18 protein-coding genes are annotated in these 15,617 nt (G+C 71.8%); 16 read left to right on the top strand and 2 right to left on the bottom strand.

Annotation, left to right across the window (positions count from 1 at the left end; genetic code table 11):
- Positions 1-33: 33 nt before the first annotated feature.
- The 3 genes from hrcA to IW249_RS02240 all read left to right on the top strand — a co-directional run bounded on the left by hrcA (position 34) and on the right by IW249_RS02240 (position 3,012).
- A complete protein-coding gene (gene hrcA / locus IW249_RS02250; RefSeq protein ID WP_091409786.1) occupies positions 34-1,056 on the top strand; it encodes a heat-inducible transcriptional repressor HrcA in 1,023 nt (340 codons plus the stop codon).
- 75 nt (positions 1,057-1,131) lie between these two features.
- On the top strand, positions 1,132-2,277 hold the full coding sequence (dnaJ, locus tag IW249_RS02245) for a molecular chaperone DnaJ (protein ID WP_181518639.1): 1,146 nt from the start codon (positions 1,132-1,134) through the stop codon (positions 2,275-2,277).
- Entirely contained in the window at positions 2,278-3,012 is a 735-nt protein-coding gene (locus tag IW249_RS02240; RefSeq protein WP_196919277.1) for a 16S rRNA (uracil(1498)-N(3))-methyltransferase, read from the top strand.
- A gap of 103 nt (positions 3,013-3,115) precedes the next feature.
- Here IW249_RS02240 and IW249_RS02235 read toward each other — a convergent pair whose 3' ends face one another.
- On the bottom strand, positions 3,116-3,877 hold the full coding sequence (locus IW249_RS02235; RefSeq protein WP_196919276.1) for an SDR family NAD(P)-dependent oxidoreductase: 762 nt from the start codon (positions 3,875-3,877) through the stop codon (positions 3,116-3,118).
- 99 nt (positions 3,878-3,976) lie between these two features.
- On the opposite strand from IW249_RS02235, the gene IW249_RS02230 reads away from it, so the two are divergent.
- From IW249_RS02230 to IW249_RS02195, 8 genes are all read left to right on the top strand, one after another.
- Positions 3,977-4,336 (top strand): histidine triad nucleotide-binding protein, encoded by a 360-nt coding sequence (locus IW249_RS02230; RefSeq protein ID WP_196919275.1) that lies wholly within the window; start codon positions 3,977-3,979, stop codon positions 4,334-4,336.
- Positions 4,333-5,727: a serine hydrolase domain-containing protein gene (locus IW249_RS02225; RefSeq protein ID WP_196919274.1), complete on the top strand. Its 1,395-nt coding sequence runs from the start codon at positions 4,333-4,335 to the stop codon at positions 5,725-5,727. The genes IW249_RS02230 and IW249_RS02225 overlap by 4 nt, the downstream gene beginning before the upstream one ends.
- 130 nt (positions 5,728-5,857) lie before the next feature.
- The gene (locus IW249_RS02220) at positions 5,858-6,916 is read left to right on the top strand and encodes a PhoH family protein (RefSeq protein ID WP_124774519.1); all 1,059 of its coding nucleotides are present in this window, start codon (positions 5,858-5,860) and stop codon (positions 6,914-6,916) included.
- Between the two features lie 15 nt (positions 6,917-6,931).
- The gene (ybeY, locus tag IW249_RS02215; RefSeq protein WP_030491788.1) at positions 6,932-7,405 is read left to right on the top strand and encodes an rRNA maturation RNase YbeY; all 474 of its coding nucleotides are present in this window, start codon (positions 6,932-6,934) and stop codon (positions 7,403-7,405) included.
- Positions 7,381-8,805: a hemolysin family protein gene (locus IW249_RS02210; protein ID WP_112677216.1), complete on the top strand. Its 1,425-nt coding sequence runs from the start codon at positions 7,381-7,383 to the stop codon at positions 8,803-8,805. Before ybeY ends, IW249_RS02210 begins: the two co-directional genes overlap by 25 nt.
- The gene (locus IW249_RS02205; RefSeq protein ID WP_196919273.1) at positions 8,798-9,184 is read left to right on the top strand and encodes a cytidine deaminase-like protein; all 387 of its coding nucleotides are present in this window, start codon (positions 8,798-8,800) and stop codon (positions 9,182-9,184) included. Before IW249_RS02210 ends, IW249_RS02205 begins: the two co-directional genes overlap by 8 nt.
- A 5-nt stretch (positions 9,185-9,189) precedes the next feature.
- A complete protein-coding gene (gene era / locus IW249_RS02200; RefSeq protein WP_372433024.1) occupies positions 9,190-10,086 on the top strand; it encodes a GTPase Era in 897 nt (298 codons plus the stop codon).
- A 154-nt stretch (positions 10,087-10,240) separates the two neighbouring features.
- Positions 10,241-11,389, top strand: coding sequence for an acyltransferase family protein (locus IW249_RS02195; RefSeq protein WP_196919271.1), 1,149 nt, complete (start codon positions 10,241-10,243; stop codon positions 11,387-11,389).
- Here the strand turns inward: IW249_RS02195 and IW249_RS02190 are convergent.
- Positions 11,376-12,185 (bottom strand): DUF4097 family beta strand repeat-containing protein, encoded by an 810-nt coding sequence (locus IW249_RS02190; RefSeq protein WP_196919270.1) that lies wholly within the window; start codon positions 12,183-12,185, stop codon positions 11,376-11,378. The genes IW249_RS02195 and IW249_RS02190 overlap by 14 nt on opposite strands.
- A gap of 102 nt (positions 12,186-12,287) precedes the next feature.
- Between IW249_RS02190 and recO the strand changes: the two genes are divergently transcribed.
- The 5 genes from recO to IW249_RS02165 all read left to right on the top strand — a co-directional run bounded on the left by recO (position 12,288) and on the right by IW249_RS02165 (position 15,546).
- Complete coding sequence (gene recO / locus IW249_RS02185) at positions 12,288-13,154, top strand: DNA repair protein RecO (protein WP_196919269.1); 867 nt, start codon at positions 12,288-12,290, stop codon at positions 13,152-13,154.
- A gap of 4 nt (positions 13,155-13,158) precedes the next feature.
- Entirely contained in the window at positions 13,159-13,971 is an 813-nt protein-coding gene (locus IW249_RS02180) for an isoprenyl transferase (RefSeq protein WP_196919268.1), read from the top strand.
- A gap of 71 nt (positions 13,972-14,042) precedes the next feature.
- Positions 14,043-14,228: a hypothetical protein gene (locus tag IW249_RS02175; RefSeq protein ID WP_030491795.1), complete on the top strand. Its 186-nt coding sequence runs from the start codon at positions 14,043-14,045 to the stop codon at positions 14,226-14,228.
- 332 nt (positions 14,229-14,560) lie between these two features.
- Complete coding sequence (locus IW249_RS02170) at positions 14,561-14,788, top strand: thioredoxin reductase (RefSeq protein ID WP_231392379.1); 228 nt, start codon at positions 14,561-14,563, stop codon at positions 14,786-14,788.
- Entirely contained in the window at positions 14,785-15,546 is a 762-nt protein-coding gene (locus IW249_RS02165) for a pirin family protein (protein WP_196919267.1), read from the top strand. The genes IW249_RS02170 and IW249_RS02165 overlap by 4 nt, the downstream gene beginning before the upstream one ends.
- Positions 15,547-15,617 lie beyond the last annotated feature (71 nt).

The following is a 15,617-nucleotide window of genomic DNA, read 5'->3' as shown; positions in this document are numbered from 1 at the left end:
CCGGTGGCCGACGTGCGACAGGAGGTGCGGAGGATGGGTCTCGACGACCGGAAACTCGCCGTGCTCCGCGCCATCGTCGAGGACTACGTCTCCACCCAGGAGCCGGTCGGCAGCAAGGCGCTGGTCGAGCGGCACCAGCTCGGGGTCTCCCCGGCCACGGTCCGCAACGACATGGCCGTGCTGGAGGAGGAGGGCTACATCCGGCAGCCGCACACCAGTGCCGGCCGGGTGCCCACCGACCGTGGCTACCGCCTCTTCGTCGACCGGTTGTCCCGGGTCAAGCCGCTCAGCCCGGCCGAACGCCGGGCCATCGAGCGCTTCCTGGTCGGCGCTGTCGACCTCGACGACGTCGTACACCGCACGGTGCGGTTGCTCGCCCAGCTGACCCGTCAGGTCGCCGTCGTGCAGTACCCGAGCCTGGCGCGTTCCTCGGTGCGCCACCTGGAACTGGTGCCGATCTCCACCACCCGGCTCATGCTCGTCATGATCGCCGACACCGGGCGGGTGGAGCAGCGGCTCGTGGAGCTGCCCGGGCCGGTGCCCGCCGACGACGTCACCGACCTGCGTCGACTGATCAACGAGAAGCTCGCCAACGCCCGGTTGTCCGAGACGCCGCCGCTGGTGCAGGCGCTGGTCGAGGAAGCGCCGACCGGGCTGCGTCCGACCATGACCACCCTCGCCACCGTCCTGCTGGAGACGCTCGTCGAGCGGCACGAGGAGCGGATCGCGCTCGCCGGCACCGCGAACCTCACCCGGGGCGGCCTGCTCGACTTCCAGGGCTCCCTGCGGCCGATCCTCGAAGCTCTGGAGGAGGAGGTCGTGCTGCTCAAGCTCATCGGTGAGACCGAGCCGAGCACGACCCGGGTGCTGATCGGCGACGAGAACGAGTTCGACAACCTGCGCGCCGCCTCGGTGGTCAGCACCGGGTACGGCCCGGGCACCACCATCGTGGGCGGCCTGGGGGTGCTGGGGCCCACCCGGATGGACTACCCCGGCAACATCGCCACGGTGCGCGCCGTGGCACGCTACGTGGGCGAGTTGCTGGCCCAGAACTGATTGGTCAGGGCCGATGCGGCCGGCTGCGGCCGCCGACCGGCGCAACGCGAGACGAACATGAGGACACGGAACGCAGTGGCCAGGGACTACTACGGCATTCTCGGTGTGAGCCGGGAAGCCTCCGATGACGAGATCAAGCGCGCCTACCGCAAGCTGGCCCGCCAGTTCCACCCGGACGTCAATCCGGACCCGGAGGCTCAGGAGAAGTTCAAGGACATCAACGCCGCGTACGAGGTCCTCTCGGACGACCGGAAGCGGCAGATCGTCGACCTGGGTGGCGACCCGCTCGCCCCTGGTGGTGGCGGTGCCGGCGGCCCGGGCGGCCCCGGAGGCGCCGGCCCGTTCGTCGGTTTCCAGGACATCATGGACGCGTTCTTCGGCGGTGCTGGCGGTGGCGCCCGTGGCCCACGGCCGCGTACCCGACCGGGCGCCGACGCGATCCTGCGACTCGAACTCGACCTGCACGAGACGGCGTTCGGCGTCGAGGCCCCGATCACGGTCGACACCGCTGTGCTCTGCACCACCTGCTCGGGCGCTGGCACGGCGGCCGGCACGCACCTGGCGACCTGCGAGGCGTGCGGCGGGCGGGGCGAGGTGCAGTCGGTGCAGCGCACCTTCCTCGGCCAGGTGGTCTCCGCCCGGCCGTGCACTGTGTGCCAGGGCTACGGCACCACCATCCCGCACCCCTGCCCCACCTGCGCCGGCGACGGCCGGGTGCGGACCCGCCGCTCGCTGACGGTCAAGATCCCGGCCGGTGTCGAGGACGGCATGCGGATCCGGCTGGCCCAGCAGGGCGAGGTGGGCCCCGGTGGCGGCACCGCCGGTGACCTCTACGTGGAGATCCACGAGCGCCCGCACGACGTGTACTCCCGCAAGGGCGACGACCTGCACTGCCGGGTCACAGTGCCGATGACCGCGGCGGCGTTGGGCACCCGGCTGACCATCAAGACGCTGGACAGCGAGGAGACCGTCGACGTCAAGGCCGGCACCCAGCCGGCCAGCACGCTGCGACTGCGCGCCCGGGGCGTGCCGCACCTGCGCGGCACCGGCCGAGGCGACCTCTACGTGCACCTGGACGTGCGGACGCCGACCAAGCTCGACCCGGACCAGGAGAAGATGCTGCGCGACTTCGCCAAGACCCGTGGTGAGGAGGTCGCCGAGCTGTCCAAGCAGGGCGGCTTCTTCTCCCGGATGCGCGACGCGTTCAACGGGCACGCCTGAGTGTCCGCGCCGCTGTTCCTGGTCGAGGCGCTGCCCACCGGCGACGCGCTGACCCTGGACGGCCCCGAGGGGCACCACGCCGCCACGGTGCAGCGACTGCGCGTCGGCGAGGAACTGCTGCTCGCCGACGGCCGGGGTGGCACGGCCGCCGCCGTGGTCACGGCCGTCGGCCGGGGCAACCTGGACGTCACCATCACCTCCCGGGGGTACGCGGACGCGCCCGTACCCCGTCTGGTGACCGTGCAGGGCATCGCCAAGGGCGACCGGGGCGAGCTCGCCGTGCAGGCGATGACCGAGGTCGGGGTGGACGAGATCGTGCCCTGGGCGGCATCGCGCTCGGTGACCCAGTGGCGCGGTGACCGGGGCGTACGCGCCCGGGAGAAGTGGGTGGCCACTGCCCGGGAGGCGGCCAAGCAGGCCCGCCGGCCGTGGCTGCCGGTGGTGGCCGGCGCGCCGGACGAGTCCACCGCCACTGTGGCCCGTCGGATCGCCGGTGCCGCCGCCGGGTTCGTGCTGCACGAGGAGGCCGAGGAGCGGCTCACCACGGCCGAACTGCCGACCGCCGGCGAGATCGTCCTGGTGGTCGGCCCGGAGGGTGGCATCGCGCCGGCCGAGCTGAGCGCGTTCCGGGAGGCCGGCGGGCGACCCGTACGCCTCGGGCCGGCAGTGCTGCGCACCTCCACCGCCGGGGTGGCGGCCCTCAGCGTGCTCGCCACCCGCCTCGGCCGCTGGTAGTCCAGCCCGCCCCGCGCCGGTTACCGATCTTCTTCACCGAGATCTTGGAAGGAAACCGCCACTCCAGTGGCGCTTTCTTTCCAAGATCTTGTCGGAGCTGGCCTCAGCTGCGCAGGTAGGAGGCCCCGTTGAGGTCGACGATCGTGCCGGAGGCCCACTCGGCCTGCGGCGAGGCCAGCCAGTGCACGGCGGCGGCGATCTCCTCCGGTTTGCCCACCCGGTCGAACGGGCTCTGCGCGCGGATGGCCGCGCCCTCCTCACCGCGCAGGTACTCGGTGACCATGTCGGTCGCCACGAAGCCCGGCGCGACGGTGGCCACCGCGATGCCGTACGGCGCGAGCGCCACGGCGAGGGACTGGCCCAGCGCGTTCAACCCCGCCTTGCTGGCGCCGTACGCCGGCTGCTCCGGCTCGCCCCGGAACGCGCCCCGGGACGAGACGTTGACGATCCGCCCGCCGCGTTCGCGCATGTGCTGGGCGGCGCACCAGGTGACGTTGCCGGCTCCGGTCAGGTTCGTCTCCAGCACCTGCCGCCAGCGCTGCTGCCACTCCTCGTACGAGGCGCCGAAGATCGGGTGCGGGTCGTCGCGGTCGCCGTACGTCCCGGCGTTGTTGACCAGCACGTCCAGCCCGCCGAGCAGCTCGGCGGCCCGGTCCACCATGACCCGGACCGCGTCCGGATCGGTGAGGTCGGCGCGGACCACCACGTGCCCGTCGCCGGGCAGCTGCGCGCGTAGCTCCTCGGCCGCGTCGGCGGAGTCGCGGTGGTGGATGGCCACCCGGTCGCCGCCGGCCGCGAACGCCTTCGCCACCGCGCGGCCGATCCCGCGCGAGGCCCCGGTCACGAGTACCGCCCGATCCGTCATGCCGGCCATCCTGCCTCAGCCCTACCTTCGGCTGCGAACGGGCCGGCGGCGCATGCTGCGCCGGAGCGCCACCGGGCCGTTAGTCCTTACACTGCCCCGATGGGATCCGACTGCCTGTTCTGCCGCATCGTCGCCGGGGAGATCCCGGCCACAGTGGTCCGGGAGACCGACACCACCCTCGCCTTCCGTGACATCGACCCGAAGGCGCCGGTGCACGTCCTGGTCATTCCGAAGGAGCACTACGCCGACGTCGCCACGCTGGCCCAGGGCGACCCGGCGCTGGCCGCCGACGTGCTGGCGACGTCCGCCGCCGTGGCCGAGGACGAGGGTCTGCTCGGCGATGGTTTCCGGCTGATGTTCAACACCGGCGCGTACGGCGGGCAGGAGGTCTTCCACGCGCACGCGCACCTGCTCGGTGGTGCGCCGCTCGGCCCGATGCTCGCCCGGAACCTGGCGTGAGCGAGCGCAGCGAGGACGGTCGCGGCAATGAGCACCTGGACCGGTTGGTGCGGCGGGTGCAGGCCGAGGCCCGGGTGCCGGCGGTGTCGGCGGCGCTGCACCGGGCCGACCGGCCGCTCTGGAGCTGCACCGTCGGCGAGACCGGCACCGACAGCCCGCTGGGGCCGGGCACCCAGTTCCGGATCGGCTCGGTCACCAAGACGTTCACCGCGGTGCTGGTCCTCCAGTGCCGCGACGACGGGCTGCTGGACCTGGACGACCCGGTGGGCCGGCACCTGGACCTCCCGGCGCACGGCGACCTGACCGTACGCCGGTTGCTGTCGCACACCGGTGGCCTGCAACGCGAGCCGTTCGGCGATGTCTGGGACAGCCTGCGCGCGCCGGACGACGACCAACTGGTCGCCGAGCTGGACCGGGCCGAGCGGGTGCTGCCGACCGGCCGTCGGTTCCACTACTCCAACCTGGGCCTGGCCGTGCTCGGCCAACTCGTCGCCCGGCTCCGGGGCGGAAGCTGGGCGCAGGCGCTCACCGAGCGGATCCTGACGCCGTTGGGGCTGACCGACACCACTGTGACCCCACGGCCGACGGCGGCCACCGGGTTCCTGGTGGACGCGTACTCCGACGAGGCGCACCCGGAACCGCCGACCGACTTCGGCGCGGTCGGTCCGGCCGCCCAGCTCTGGAGCACCGCGACCGACATGGCCCGCTGGGCGGCGTTCCTGGCCGACCCGGCGGCGCTGGACCCGGCCGGCGCGGTCCTCGCCCCGGCCACCCTGGACGAGATGCGCTGGCCGCTGACCACCACCGACGAGACGCTCTGGGGCGCGGGCTTCGGGCTCGGGCTGATCCTGATCCCGCAGGGGGAACGGGTGATGCACGTGGGGCACGACGGGGCCATGCCCGGTTTCCTCGCCGGGGTGTACGGCCGCCGAGGCGGCGACGGCACGGCCGGCGCGATGGGCGCCGCCGTGCTCGGCTCGTCCGGCACGGCGAGCGAACTGTTCGACCTGTCGCACCGGCTGCTCGCCGCGGCTGTCGAGCACGACCCGGCCGAGATCGAGCCGTGGCGGCCCGGCGCACCCGCGCCGGCGGCCCTGCGGGGTGCGCTCGGCCGCTGGTGGGGCGAGGGCTCCGAGTACGTCTTCTCCTGGCACGACGGCACCCTGCGGGCGCGGGGGGTCGGTGACCCGGCCGGACGCCCACCGGCGATCTTCACCCCGCTGGAGGACAAGCCGGACGTGTTCCGCGTGGTCTCCGGTCGGGAGGCCGGTGAGCTGCTGCGACTGACCCGGGACGAGGCCGGCGCGGTGGTCCGGATGCACTGGGCGACGTACCGGTTCACCCGCCACCAGGAGACCTTCGACAGGTACGACTTCCGGGCCGGGAGTTGATCGCGGCCAGCGGAAATGGGCGCGATGCGGCCCGCGTTGAACGGATACGATGGGTGTAACGTCCGCACGCCAGGCCAGCAGGCCGGCGCCGAGATCGAGAGCAGGTGCGCAGGGCCCTTCGGCCCAACCTATGACCGGCACCCCACCTCCCGGCCCGCCCCGGGTGCAGACCAGGATCACCGTGCCCGACCCGAAGATCATGGTCAATCTGCTCGGCGCAGGCGACGAGATCCTCAGACTCGTCGAACGCTCGGTCAACAGTGACGTGCACGTTCGCGGCAACGAGATCACCATCACCGGTGACCCCGCGGACAACGCTCTCGCCGAGCGGGTCTTCAGCGAGCTACTCGAACTCATCGAGAAAGGCGAGACCCTGACCACTGACGCCGTCCGGCGTACCGTCGGCATGCTCGAGCAGGGCAGCGCCGAGCGGCCCGCCGAGGTCCTGACCCTCAACATCCTCTCCCGGCGCGGGCGCACCATCCGCCCCAAGACGCTCGGGCAGAAGAAGTACGTCGACGCGATCGACACCCACACCATCGTCTTCGGCATCGGCCCGGCCGGCACCGGAAAGACCTACCTGGCGATGGCGAAGGCCGTCCAGGCGTTGCAGGCCAAGCAGGTCAACCGGATCATCCTCACCCGGCCGGCTGTCGAGGCGGGCGAGCGACTGGGCTTCCTGCCCGGCACGCTCAACGAGAAGATCGACCCGTACCTGCGTCCGCTCTACGACGCGCTGCACGACATGCTCGACCCGGAGACGATCCCGAAGCTGATGGCCGCCGGCACGATCGAGGTCGCCCCCCTCGCCTACATGCGGGGTCGGACGCTCAACGACGCGTTCATCATCCTGGACGAGGCGCAGAACACGACGCCCGAGCAGATGAAGATGTTCCTCACCCGACTCGGCTTCAACTCCAAGATCGTCGTCACCGGTGACATCACCCAGGTGGACCTTCCCGGCGGGACGAGCAGCGGCCTGCGGGTGGTTCGGGAGATCCTGGAAAACGTCGATGACGTGCACTTCTCCCAGTTGTCCAGCTCCGACGTGGTCCGTCACCAGCTGGTCGGGGAGATCGTCGACGCGTACGCCCGCTGGGACGCCGAGCGGGAGAACCAGCAGGCGCAGGGCGTTCACGCCGTGCCTGGGCGACCCGCCCAGGGCGGCCGGGCCGGCCGCCGCCGCTAAAGCAGAGGAAAGCAGTTGTCCATCGAGATCGCCAACGAGTCCGGTGTCGACGTCGACACCGACGCCGTGCTCGCCGTCGCCCGGCACGCCCTCGACGAGATGGGGGTCAACCCCCTCGCCGAGCTGTCAGTGCTGCTGGTCGACATCGACTACATGACCGAGCTGAACCACCGCTGGATGGGTGGCGACGGCCCGACCGACGTGCTCGCCTTCCCCATGGACGAGGGCAGCGTCGACCACGGCCCGGGTGAGTCCGCACCGGCCGGCGGCGAGCCCGCCCTCCTCGGCGACATCGTGCTCTGCCCGGAGGTGGCGGCCAAGCAGGCGGCGACCGCCGGGCACGCACCCGCCGACGAGCTGCACCTGCTCACCGTGCACGGGGTGCTGCACCTGCTCGGCTACGACCACGCCGAGCCGGAGGAGGAGCGGGAGATGTTCGCACTCCAGGCTCGACTGCTGGCGAGCTGGCGGTCGACCCGCACCCAGTGATGTCCACTCCTCCGTTACTCGCGGCCGGCGCCACCGCCGGCCTCCCCGACTTCCAGCTGATCGTCTTCGCGGCGGGCCTGGTGGTGTTGGCCGGCCTGATCGCGATGACCGAGGCTGCCCTCGCCGCGGTCTCACCGGCCCGCGCCGCCGAGCTGGCCCGCGACGGCGTGCGCGGCGCCCGTACCCTCCAGGTCGTCGCCGGCGACGTCGTCCGGCACCTCAACCTGCTCCTGCTGTTGCGGCTGCTCGCCGAGCTGACCGCCACCACGCTGGTGGCGCTCGTGGCGGTGGACAGCTTCGGCGCAGGCTGGCGGGCCGCGCTGGTGACCGCCGGCGCGATGACAGTGGTCAGCTTCGTGGTGGTGGGCGTCGCCCCGCGCACCATCGGCCGGCAGCACGCCTACGCCGTGGGTCGTGCGGTGGCGCCGCTGGTCCGCTGGCTGGGCCGGGCACTCAACCCGCTCGCGTCGTTGCTGATCCTGATCGGCAACGCGGTCACCCCGGGGCGCGGCTTCCGGGAGGGCCCGTTCGCCACCCAGGTGGAGCTGCGGGAGCTGGTCGACCTGGCCGAGCAGCGCGGCGTGGTCGAGCACGGCGAGCGCCAGATGATCCACTCCGTCTTCGCGCTCGGTGACACCATCGCCCGCGAGGTGATGGTGCCGCGTACCGAGATGGTGTGGATCGAGGAGGGCAAGACCCTCGCGCAGGCGCTGGCGCTCTTCCTGCGCTCCGGTTTCTCCCGCATTCCGGTGATCGGCGAGAGCGTCGACGACGTGCTGGGCGTGCTCTACCTCAAGGACCTGATCCGGCGCTCCCGCGGCGGGGACCCGAGGGCAGAGCAGTTGCCGGTGGCCGAGCTGATGCGTCCGGCGACCTTCGTACCGGAGTCCAAGCCGGTCGACGACCTGCTGTCCGAGATGCAGGCGGCCCGCAACCACCTGGTCATCGTGGTCGACGAGTACGGCGGCACCGGCGGTCTGGTCACCATCGAGGACATCCTGGAGGAGATCGTCGGTGAAATCACCGACGAGTACGATGTCGAGCGCCCGCCCGTCGAACGTCTGGCGGACTCCTCGGTGCGGGTGACCGCTCGCCTGCCGGTGGAGAATCTCGGCGAGATGTTCGACACCGACCTGCCCACCGACGAGGTGGAGACGGTCGGCGGTCTGCTCGCCCAGTCGCTGGGGCGGGTGCCGATCCCGGGTGCCGAGGCCGAGGTCGCCGGTCTTCGCCTGGTCGCCGAGGGCACCACCGGCCGACGCAACCGGATCGACACGGTGCTGGTCAGCCGGGTGGAGCCGGGAGACGAGCAGGACAGCGCGGGGCGTGGCGAGCACGCCGGCCCCGGGGACGACACTGACAACTACCGAGACGACGAGAGGCAACCCGCCGATGCCTGACACACCCGCCGCGCCTGCCGCCCGGCCCACCTTCACCGCGTCGGGTGCGCTGAGCGCCGAGGACGGCAAGCTCGTCGTCCTGGCCCGGGGAGCCCGCGCGCGGGTCGGCGCCGTGGAGGGCGCCGCGGTTCGTGACCAGGACGGCCGGACGTACGCGGCGGCCAGTGTCGCGCTGCCGTCGCTGACGCTCACCGCGTTGCAGTTGGCTGTCGCTTCGGCAGTGGCCGCCGGGGCGAGTCGGCTGGAGGCGGCGGTGGTGGTGACCGAGGCGTCGACGCTGGACGGTGCCGGGCACGCTGCGGTACGCGACCTCGCGGCGGACGCACCGGTCCACGTGGCCGCTCCGGACGGCACTGTCCTCGGCACGGTGACCGAGTGAGCCCGGTGCAGGATCCGGAGGCGCGACCGTACCGGGCCGGGTTCGGCTGTTTCGTCGGTCGCCCCAACGCCGGCAAGTCGACGCTGACCAACGCCATCGTCGGCACCAAGATCGCCATCACCTCGAACAAGCCGCAGACCACCCGGCACGTCATCCGGGCGGTGCTGCACCGCCCGGAGTCGCAGCTGGTCCTCGTCGACACGCCGGGCCTGCACCGCCCCCGTACGCTGCTCGGCGAGCGTCTCAACGACCTGGTCCGGTCCACCTGGACCGAGGTCGACGTGATCGGCCTGTGCATCCCGGCCGACGAGCCGGTCGGGCGCGGTGACCGGTTCATCACCGGCGAGCTGGCCGAGTTGAAGGCGACAGTGCTGGCGGTGGTCACCAAGACCGACCTGGTGGACAAGCGTCGCCTGGCGGAGCAGCTGCTCGCGGTCAGCCAGATGGGGGAGTTCGCCGAGATCGTGCCGGTGAGCGCGGTGTCCGGGCACCAGGTGGACACCCTCGTCGACGTGATGACCAAGTACCTGCCGCCGTCGCCGCAGCTCTACCCGGACGACATGCTCACCGATGATCCCGAGCAGGTGCTGGTCGCCGAGCTGATCCGGGAGGCCGCCCTGGAGGGGGTCCGGGACGAGCTGCCGCACTCCATCGCCGTGGTGGTGGAGGAGATGATCCCCGAGGGTCAGGTCATGAAGATCTACGCCGACCTGTACGTGGAGCGGCCCAGCCAGAAGGCCATCGTGCTCGGGCACAAGGCGAGTCGGCTCAAGGAGGTCGGCACCAACGCCCGCAAGCAGATCGAGGAACTGCTCGGCGGTCGGGTCTACCTCGACCTGCACGTGCGCGTCGCGAAGGATTGGCAGCGCGACCCGAGGCAGCTACGCAAGCTGGGCTTCTGACCCACCTCGTTGGCGGCGCCCGACCGGCGGCATGATCGGCCCTCGGTCGGGCGGCGGAGGATGTTCACCTTCGGTTGAGGTCGCTGTCGTTTGGTGCGTGCGCGACGCAGGGTAGGGAAGTTGTGCCCGGCGTCCCCGACCCAGATGCAGGCTGATGCGCAACAGGTACCTCGACCTCCTCCGTTCCCTGGCCATCGTTCGAGTAGTGGTCTACCACGTCACCGGATGGGCGACCCTCACCCTCGTCTTCCCTGCGATGTCGGTGATGTTCGCGCTGGCGGGTTCGCTGATGGCCGCGTCGCTGACCCGCTCCGGGCCGGCGGCGGTCGGGCGTCGGCTGCGCCGGCTGCTGCCGTCGCTGTGGGTGCTGGCGGTGGTCTTCGTGCCGGCCATGCTGTTCACCGGGCTGACGGTGAGTCCTCGGGTGCTGCTGTGGCTGTTCCCGGTCGCCGACCCGCCGGCCAACCACTGGGGTGCGCTGGCGCTGAGCGTCATCTGGTACCTGCGCGACTACCTGTGGTTCGTGTTCGCCTCGCCGGTCGCGTTCTGGCTGTTCCGGCGGGCTCCGCTGCCGACCCTGCTCGCCCCGTACCTCCTGCTGGTGGCGATCGAGGTGGGGATCTACCCGGCGCCGCCGGTGTTGCGCGAGTTCGGGCTCTACTTCGGCGCCTGGATGCTCGGCTTCGCCCACCACGCCGGGATGCTGCGCCGACTTCCCGGCCGGCTGCTGTACCCGGTGGCGCTCGTTCTCGCCATCGGCGGCGGCGCCTGGATCGCCGGACATCCCGGCCCGCGCGGGTACGACCTGAACGACAACCCGCTGGGCGACGCCCTCTGGTCGGCCGCGTTCATCCTGATCGTGCTGGGCCGGGCGCCGGCCGGGGTGGCCTGGCTGAGCCGGAGCCGACTGGCCGAACGGGCGGTGACGGTGCTCAACCGGCGGGCGCTCACCGTCTACCTCTGGCACATGCCGTTCGTGGTGGCGCTCACTCCGCTTGTCGACGTGGTGGGCTGGTCCCACCAGGACCCGATGGGCCTGGCCATCCGGGTGCTGCTGGTCTTCGCCCTGGTCGGGCTGGTCACCCTGGCCGTCGGCTGGGTCGAGGACGTCGCCGCCCGTCGCCGCCCGGAGCTGATCCCCGGTGGCCCGGCGCAGTCCGCCGACGCGGCCGTTCGGCCGTGTGCCGACGCTGCGGTCCGGCCGTGTGCCGACGCGGCGGACGGTGCCGGACCGACCGTCGGACGAGCGGTGGTGCCGGCGCCGCGGACGGCCGGGGCCAGCGTCGAGATCAACGCTCGCTGATCGTGAGGTTGCCGCTGTTGGCCGAACCGTCGAGCACCAGGGACGCCGCCGGGTTGTCGGCGACGGTGATGGTCTCGTCGCCGGAGTCGGCGTTGGACCGGACCCGGTAGGCGCCCGCCGGCACCACGAGCGTGACGTCACCGCTGGAGGCGTGGACGCGGGCCGAGGCCGGCTTGTCCAGCTCGACGTTGACATTGCCCGAGCTGGCCTCGGCGTCGACAGTGCCGCCCAGCCGGCGTGCGGTGATGTCTCCGGACGAGGCGCGCAGCCGTACCGCCGCGGCGGCCTCGCTCACCTCGATGTTGCCGGAACGGGCCTCCACCCCGACCGCGCCCGACGCACCGGAGATCCGCACGTCGCCCGAGCTCACCTGTAGCTCGACGGCGCCGACCCGGCTCAGCTCGACGTTGCCGGAACTGGTCTCGCCCTGCACCGCCACACCCTCCGGCACCGTCACCTCGTAGGAGATGCTGCACCGCGAGCCGCAGTCGGTGTCCAGCACCAACTCGCTGCCCTTGATCTCGTACCGGGCGTTGTCCGGTTCGCCGCCCTGGTAGCGCACCACCCGCTTGATCCGTACCTCGGATGCCGGGCCGGTGCCGCGGAGCACCACGTCGCCCGAGCCCCCGGAAAGCCGGACCGTGGTGATCCGGACCGCCTCGGTGTTGTCGTAGTCGAGCCGGCGGAACGACAGGTTGTCGCACCCGGAGAGCACGATGAGGGTGGTGACGAGCCCGAGTGCGACGGGAGCGGCGACGCGACGACGGCGCGGGGTGGTGGTCAGCTGCAGTGCCATGACCAGCACGCTACGGCCGGGCACGAGTCGGCCGCATCGGGGTTCATCCGCGTCTGCACCCCGAACCAACCCTGATTTCGCACCCCGAGGGAGAATGGCCCGATGGCCGGGTATCGCCGACAGCTCTACCGCGACGACGCGGTGGTCCTGCGTGTGCAGAAACTCGGCGAGTCCGACCGGATCATCACCCTGCTCACCCGCCGGCACGGCCGGCTGCGCGCGGTGGCTCGAGGGATCCGCCGCACCACCAGCAAGTTCGGCGCCCGGCTGGAGCCGTTCGGCCACGTCGACCTCCAACTCGCCGGTGACCCGAAGGGCAACCACGGCAGCTCACTGCACACCGTCAGCCAGGTCGAGGGCATCGACCTGTACGGCAAACGGTTCCTGGGCGACTACCCGCGCTACACGGCGGCCAGCGCGATCGCCGAGACCGCCGAGCGGCTGACCCCGGTGGAGCGGGAGCCGTCGCTGCGGCTGTTCCAGCTCACCATCGGCGCGCTGAAGGCGCTGTCCCGGGGCGAGCACGCCACCACCCTGGTGCTCGACGCGTACCTGCTGCGCGGGATGTCCCTGGCCGGTTGGGCGCCGGCGCTGGTCGCCTGCGCGGTCTGTGGCACGCCCGGGCGGCACCGGGCGTTCTCCGTGCCGGCCGGTGGCGCGGTCTGCCCGGATTGTCGGCCACCCGGGGCGGCCCATCCCGCGCCGGCCACCATCGATCTGATGTCCGCGCTGACCACCGGCGACTGGGTGATCGCCGACGCCACCGACGCCGCCGTACGTCGGGAGTGCAGTGGGCTGGTCGCAGCTCACCTGCAGTGGCACCTGGAGCGCGCGCTACGCTCGCTGCCGCTGGTCGACCGGGGTTCCTCGGCGGCCGGCACGGCCCCTCCGCCGGAAGGCACCGGGGCCGTGGTGCTCCGGCCACGTGGCGACGTCGAGGCCGGGGCGGACGGCGCGAGCAGGGAGTGACCGAGTGATCCGATCGAAGAAGGCCGGCCGGCGCGAGCCGACCCCGCCGGTGCCACACCCGTCCGGGGCCCGACCCCCGGCGCTGCCCAGCGAGGCGGTGCCGAAGCACGTGGCGGTGGTGATGGACGGCAACGGCCGCTGGGCGAAGGACCGCGGGTTGCCGCGCACCAAGGGGCACGAGGCGGGGGAGCACAGCCTCTTCGACACCATCGAGGGCGCCATCGAGATGGGCATCCCGTACCTGTCGGCGTACGCGTTCTCCACCGAGAACTGGCGGCGTTCGCCCGACGAGGTCCGGTTCCTGATGGGGTTCAACCGGGACGTGATCCGTCGTCGCCGTGACCAGCTGGTCGACCTCGGCGTACGGGTGGTGTGGTCGGGCCGGCCCGGCCGGCTGTGGAAGAGCGTCATCACCGAGTTGCAGACCGCCGAGGAGATGTCCCGCGACAACTCGACGCTGACCCTGCAGTTCTGCGTCAACTACGGCGGGCAGGCCGAGATCGGTGACGCCGCCGCCGCGATCGCGCGGGACGTGGCGGCCGGCCGGCTGGATCCGGCGAAGGTCACCGAGAAGACCGTGGCGAAGTACCTCTACCACCCGGAGATCCCGGAGGTGGACCTGTTCCTGCGCCCCTCCGGTGAGGAACGGATCTCCAACTTCCTGCTCTGGCAGACCGCGTACGCCGAGCTGGTCTTCCTGGACACGCTCTGGCCCGACTTCGACCGCCGCCACCTCTGGTACGCGTGCGAGTTGTACGCCCAGCGGGACCGACGCTTCGGCGGCGCGCTGCCCAACCCGGTCGCCCCGGCTATCTGAGCCGATGTGCTTACCGGCACGTCACTCTGGGTATCAGAGACGTCAGAAGCCACTGACGGAGGTGAACCCACATGATCCAGAAGCGCATTGCCCAGTGGGCGGTGATGGCTGTCGCGGTGCCGCTGGCCGCGGCCGGTGCCCGCCGGCTCAGCCACACCCTGGAGGCCCGCCGTGGTCCCTCCGGGGCGACCCGGTTGCTGACCAAGGGTGCGGACCTGATCCGTCCGCAGAAGGCCAAGCGCCGCCGCTTCTTCTGACCGATCCCCAACTGTCCCCGGCGCCGTCCGCACCCCGTGCGGGCGGCGCCGTCGCATCCCCACCCGCCCCCACCCCACCCCACCCCCACCCGCCCCGCCCCGCCCCACCCCGCCCCGCCCGGGTCGATCATGGAGTTGTGGTGGCCGGATCAGCCGCTTTTGCGGTTTATGCTCACCACCACAACTCCATGATCGACTCGGCCCGGCGGGTGGGCGTTCGGTCGGCGGGGTAGGCGTGTGGTTGGCGTGGGTGGTTGCGGTCGTTTCGGCGTCCCGCGCACGGGCGGCGGGTAGGGTCCGGAGGTGGTGGGACGACGGCGGTTGGGGTGGGAATGCGGGATCTCCGATTCAAGATGATCATGGCGTTGAACGCCGCCGATCTGGGCGACCCGATCTGCGAGCAGGTGGCCGAGATCTGCGCCGAGATCGCCGAGCAGCACTGCGCCGAGTTCGGCCACACACCTCAGCTGCGGACCGGTGAGATCGCCGAACTGGCCACCGGTGAGCCGGCCCTGACCTGGGCGCCGTCCATCCCCGATTCCGGGCAGCGTGCCTGGTGACCGCACCCGCGCCCGCTGTCGACATCCGTCGTGCCGACGATCGCTTCGCCACCCGGATCTCCTGGCTGGACTCCAAGCACTCCTTCTCGTTCTCCCGGCACTACGACCCGGCGAACACCCACCACGGCCTGCTGCTGGTCAACAACGACGACGTGGTCCGACCGGGGGCCGGCTTCGAGACCCACCCGCACCAGGACATGGAGATCGTGACCTGGGTGCTGCGCGGTTCCCTGGTGCACCAGGACTCCACCGGGCACTCCGGGGTGATCTACCCGGGTCTGGCCCAACGGATGAGCGCCGGCACCGGCATCCTGCACTCGGAGAAGAACGACGCCTGGCGGCTCAACAACCAGGAGCCGCACAGCGACCCGGTGCACTTCGTGCAGATGTGGGTGCTCCCCGACGAGCAGGGCGTCGACCCCGGTTACGAGCAGTTGGAGATCGAGGACGAGCTGCTCCGCGGGGGCCTGGTGCCGATCGCCTCCGGGATGGACCGCTACGACGGCGCGTCCGCGATCCGGATCCGCAACCGGTACGCGACCCTGCACGCCGCCCGTCTCGCCCCCGGCGACGAGGTCACCATCCCCGACGCGCCCTACGTGCACGTGTACGTGCCCGACGGCACGGTGACCCTGGAGGGCAGCGGCCCGCTCGGCAGTGGCGACGCCGCCCGGCTCACCATGACCGGTGGCCGGCGGGTCACCGCCGACGAACCGGCCGAGATCCTGGTCTGGGAAATGCACGCCACGGTCGGCTGACCGTCCCCCGCGCGGCCCTCCCCATGATCTCGCCCGAACATTGATGTAGTGGCCTCCCCACCGGGGGAGAC

Source organism: Micromonospora vinacea, assembly GCF_015751785.1.
Classification (GTDB): Bacteria; Actinomycetota; Actinomycetes; order Mycobacteriales; family Micromonosporaceae; genus Micromonospora; species Micromonospora vinacea.
The sequence above is the reverse complement of the archived record's forward strand: the minus strand, read 5'-3'. Positions and strand labels throughout refer to the sequence as shown.

Excerpts from the sequence above, each read along its gene's own strand:
- IW249_RS02230 (WP_196919275.1), top strand. The coding sequence starts at position 3,977 with ATGGGATCCGACTGCCTGTTCTGCCGCATCGTCGCCGGGGAGATCCCG.
- IW249_RS02170 (WP_231392379.1), top strand. The coding sequence starts at position 14,561 with ATGCGGGATCTCCGATTCAAGATGATCATGGCGTTGAACGCCGCCGAT.
- IW249_RS02205 (WP_196919273.1), top strand. The coding sequence starts at position 8,798 with ATGCCTGACACACCCGCCGCGCCTGCCGCCCGGCCCACCTTCACCGCG.
- hrcA (WP_091409786.1), top strand. The coding sequence starts at position 34 with ATGGGTCTCGACGACCGGAAACTCGCCGTGCTCCGCGCCATCGTCGAG.
- IW249_RS02220 (WP_124774519.1), top strand. The coding sequence starts at position 5,858 with ATGACCGGCACCCCACCTCCCGGCCCGCCCCGGGTGCAGACCAGGATC.
- IW249_RS02175 (WP_030491795.1), top strand. The coding sequence starts at position 14,043 with ATGATCCAGAAGCGCATTGCCCAGTGGGCGGTGATGGCTGTCGCGGTG.
- IW249_RS02190 (WP_196919270.1), bottom strand. The coding sequence starts at position 12,185 with ATGGCACTGCAGCTGACCACCACCCCGCGCCGTCGTCGCGTCGCCGCT.
- IW249_RS02235 (WP_196919276.1), bottom strand. The coding sequence starts at position 3,877 with ATGACGGATCGGGCGGTACTCGTGACCGGGGCCTCGCGCGGGATCGGC.
- IW249_RS02195 (WP_196919271.1), top strand. The coding sequence starts at position 10,241 with ATGCGCAACAGGTACCTCGACCTCCTCCGTTCCCTGGCCATCGTTCGA.
- recO (WP_196919269.1), top strand. The coding sequence starts at position 12,288 with ATGGCCGGGTATCGCCGACAGCTCTACCGCGACGACGCGGTGGTCCTG.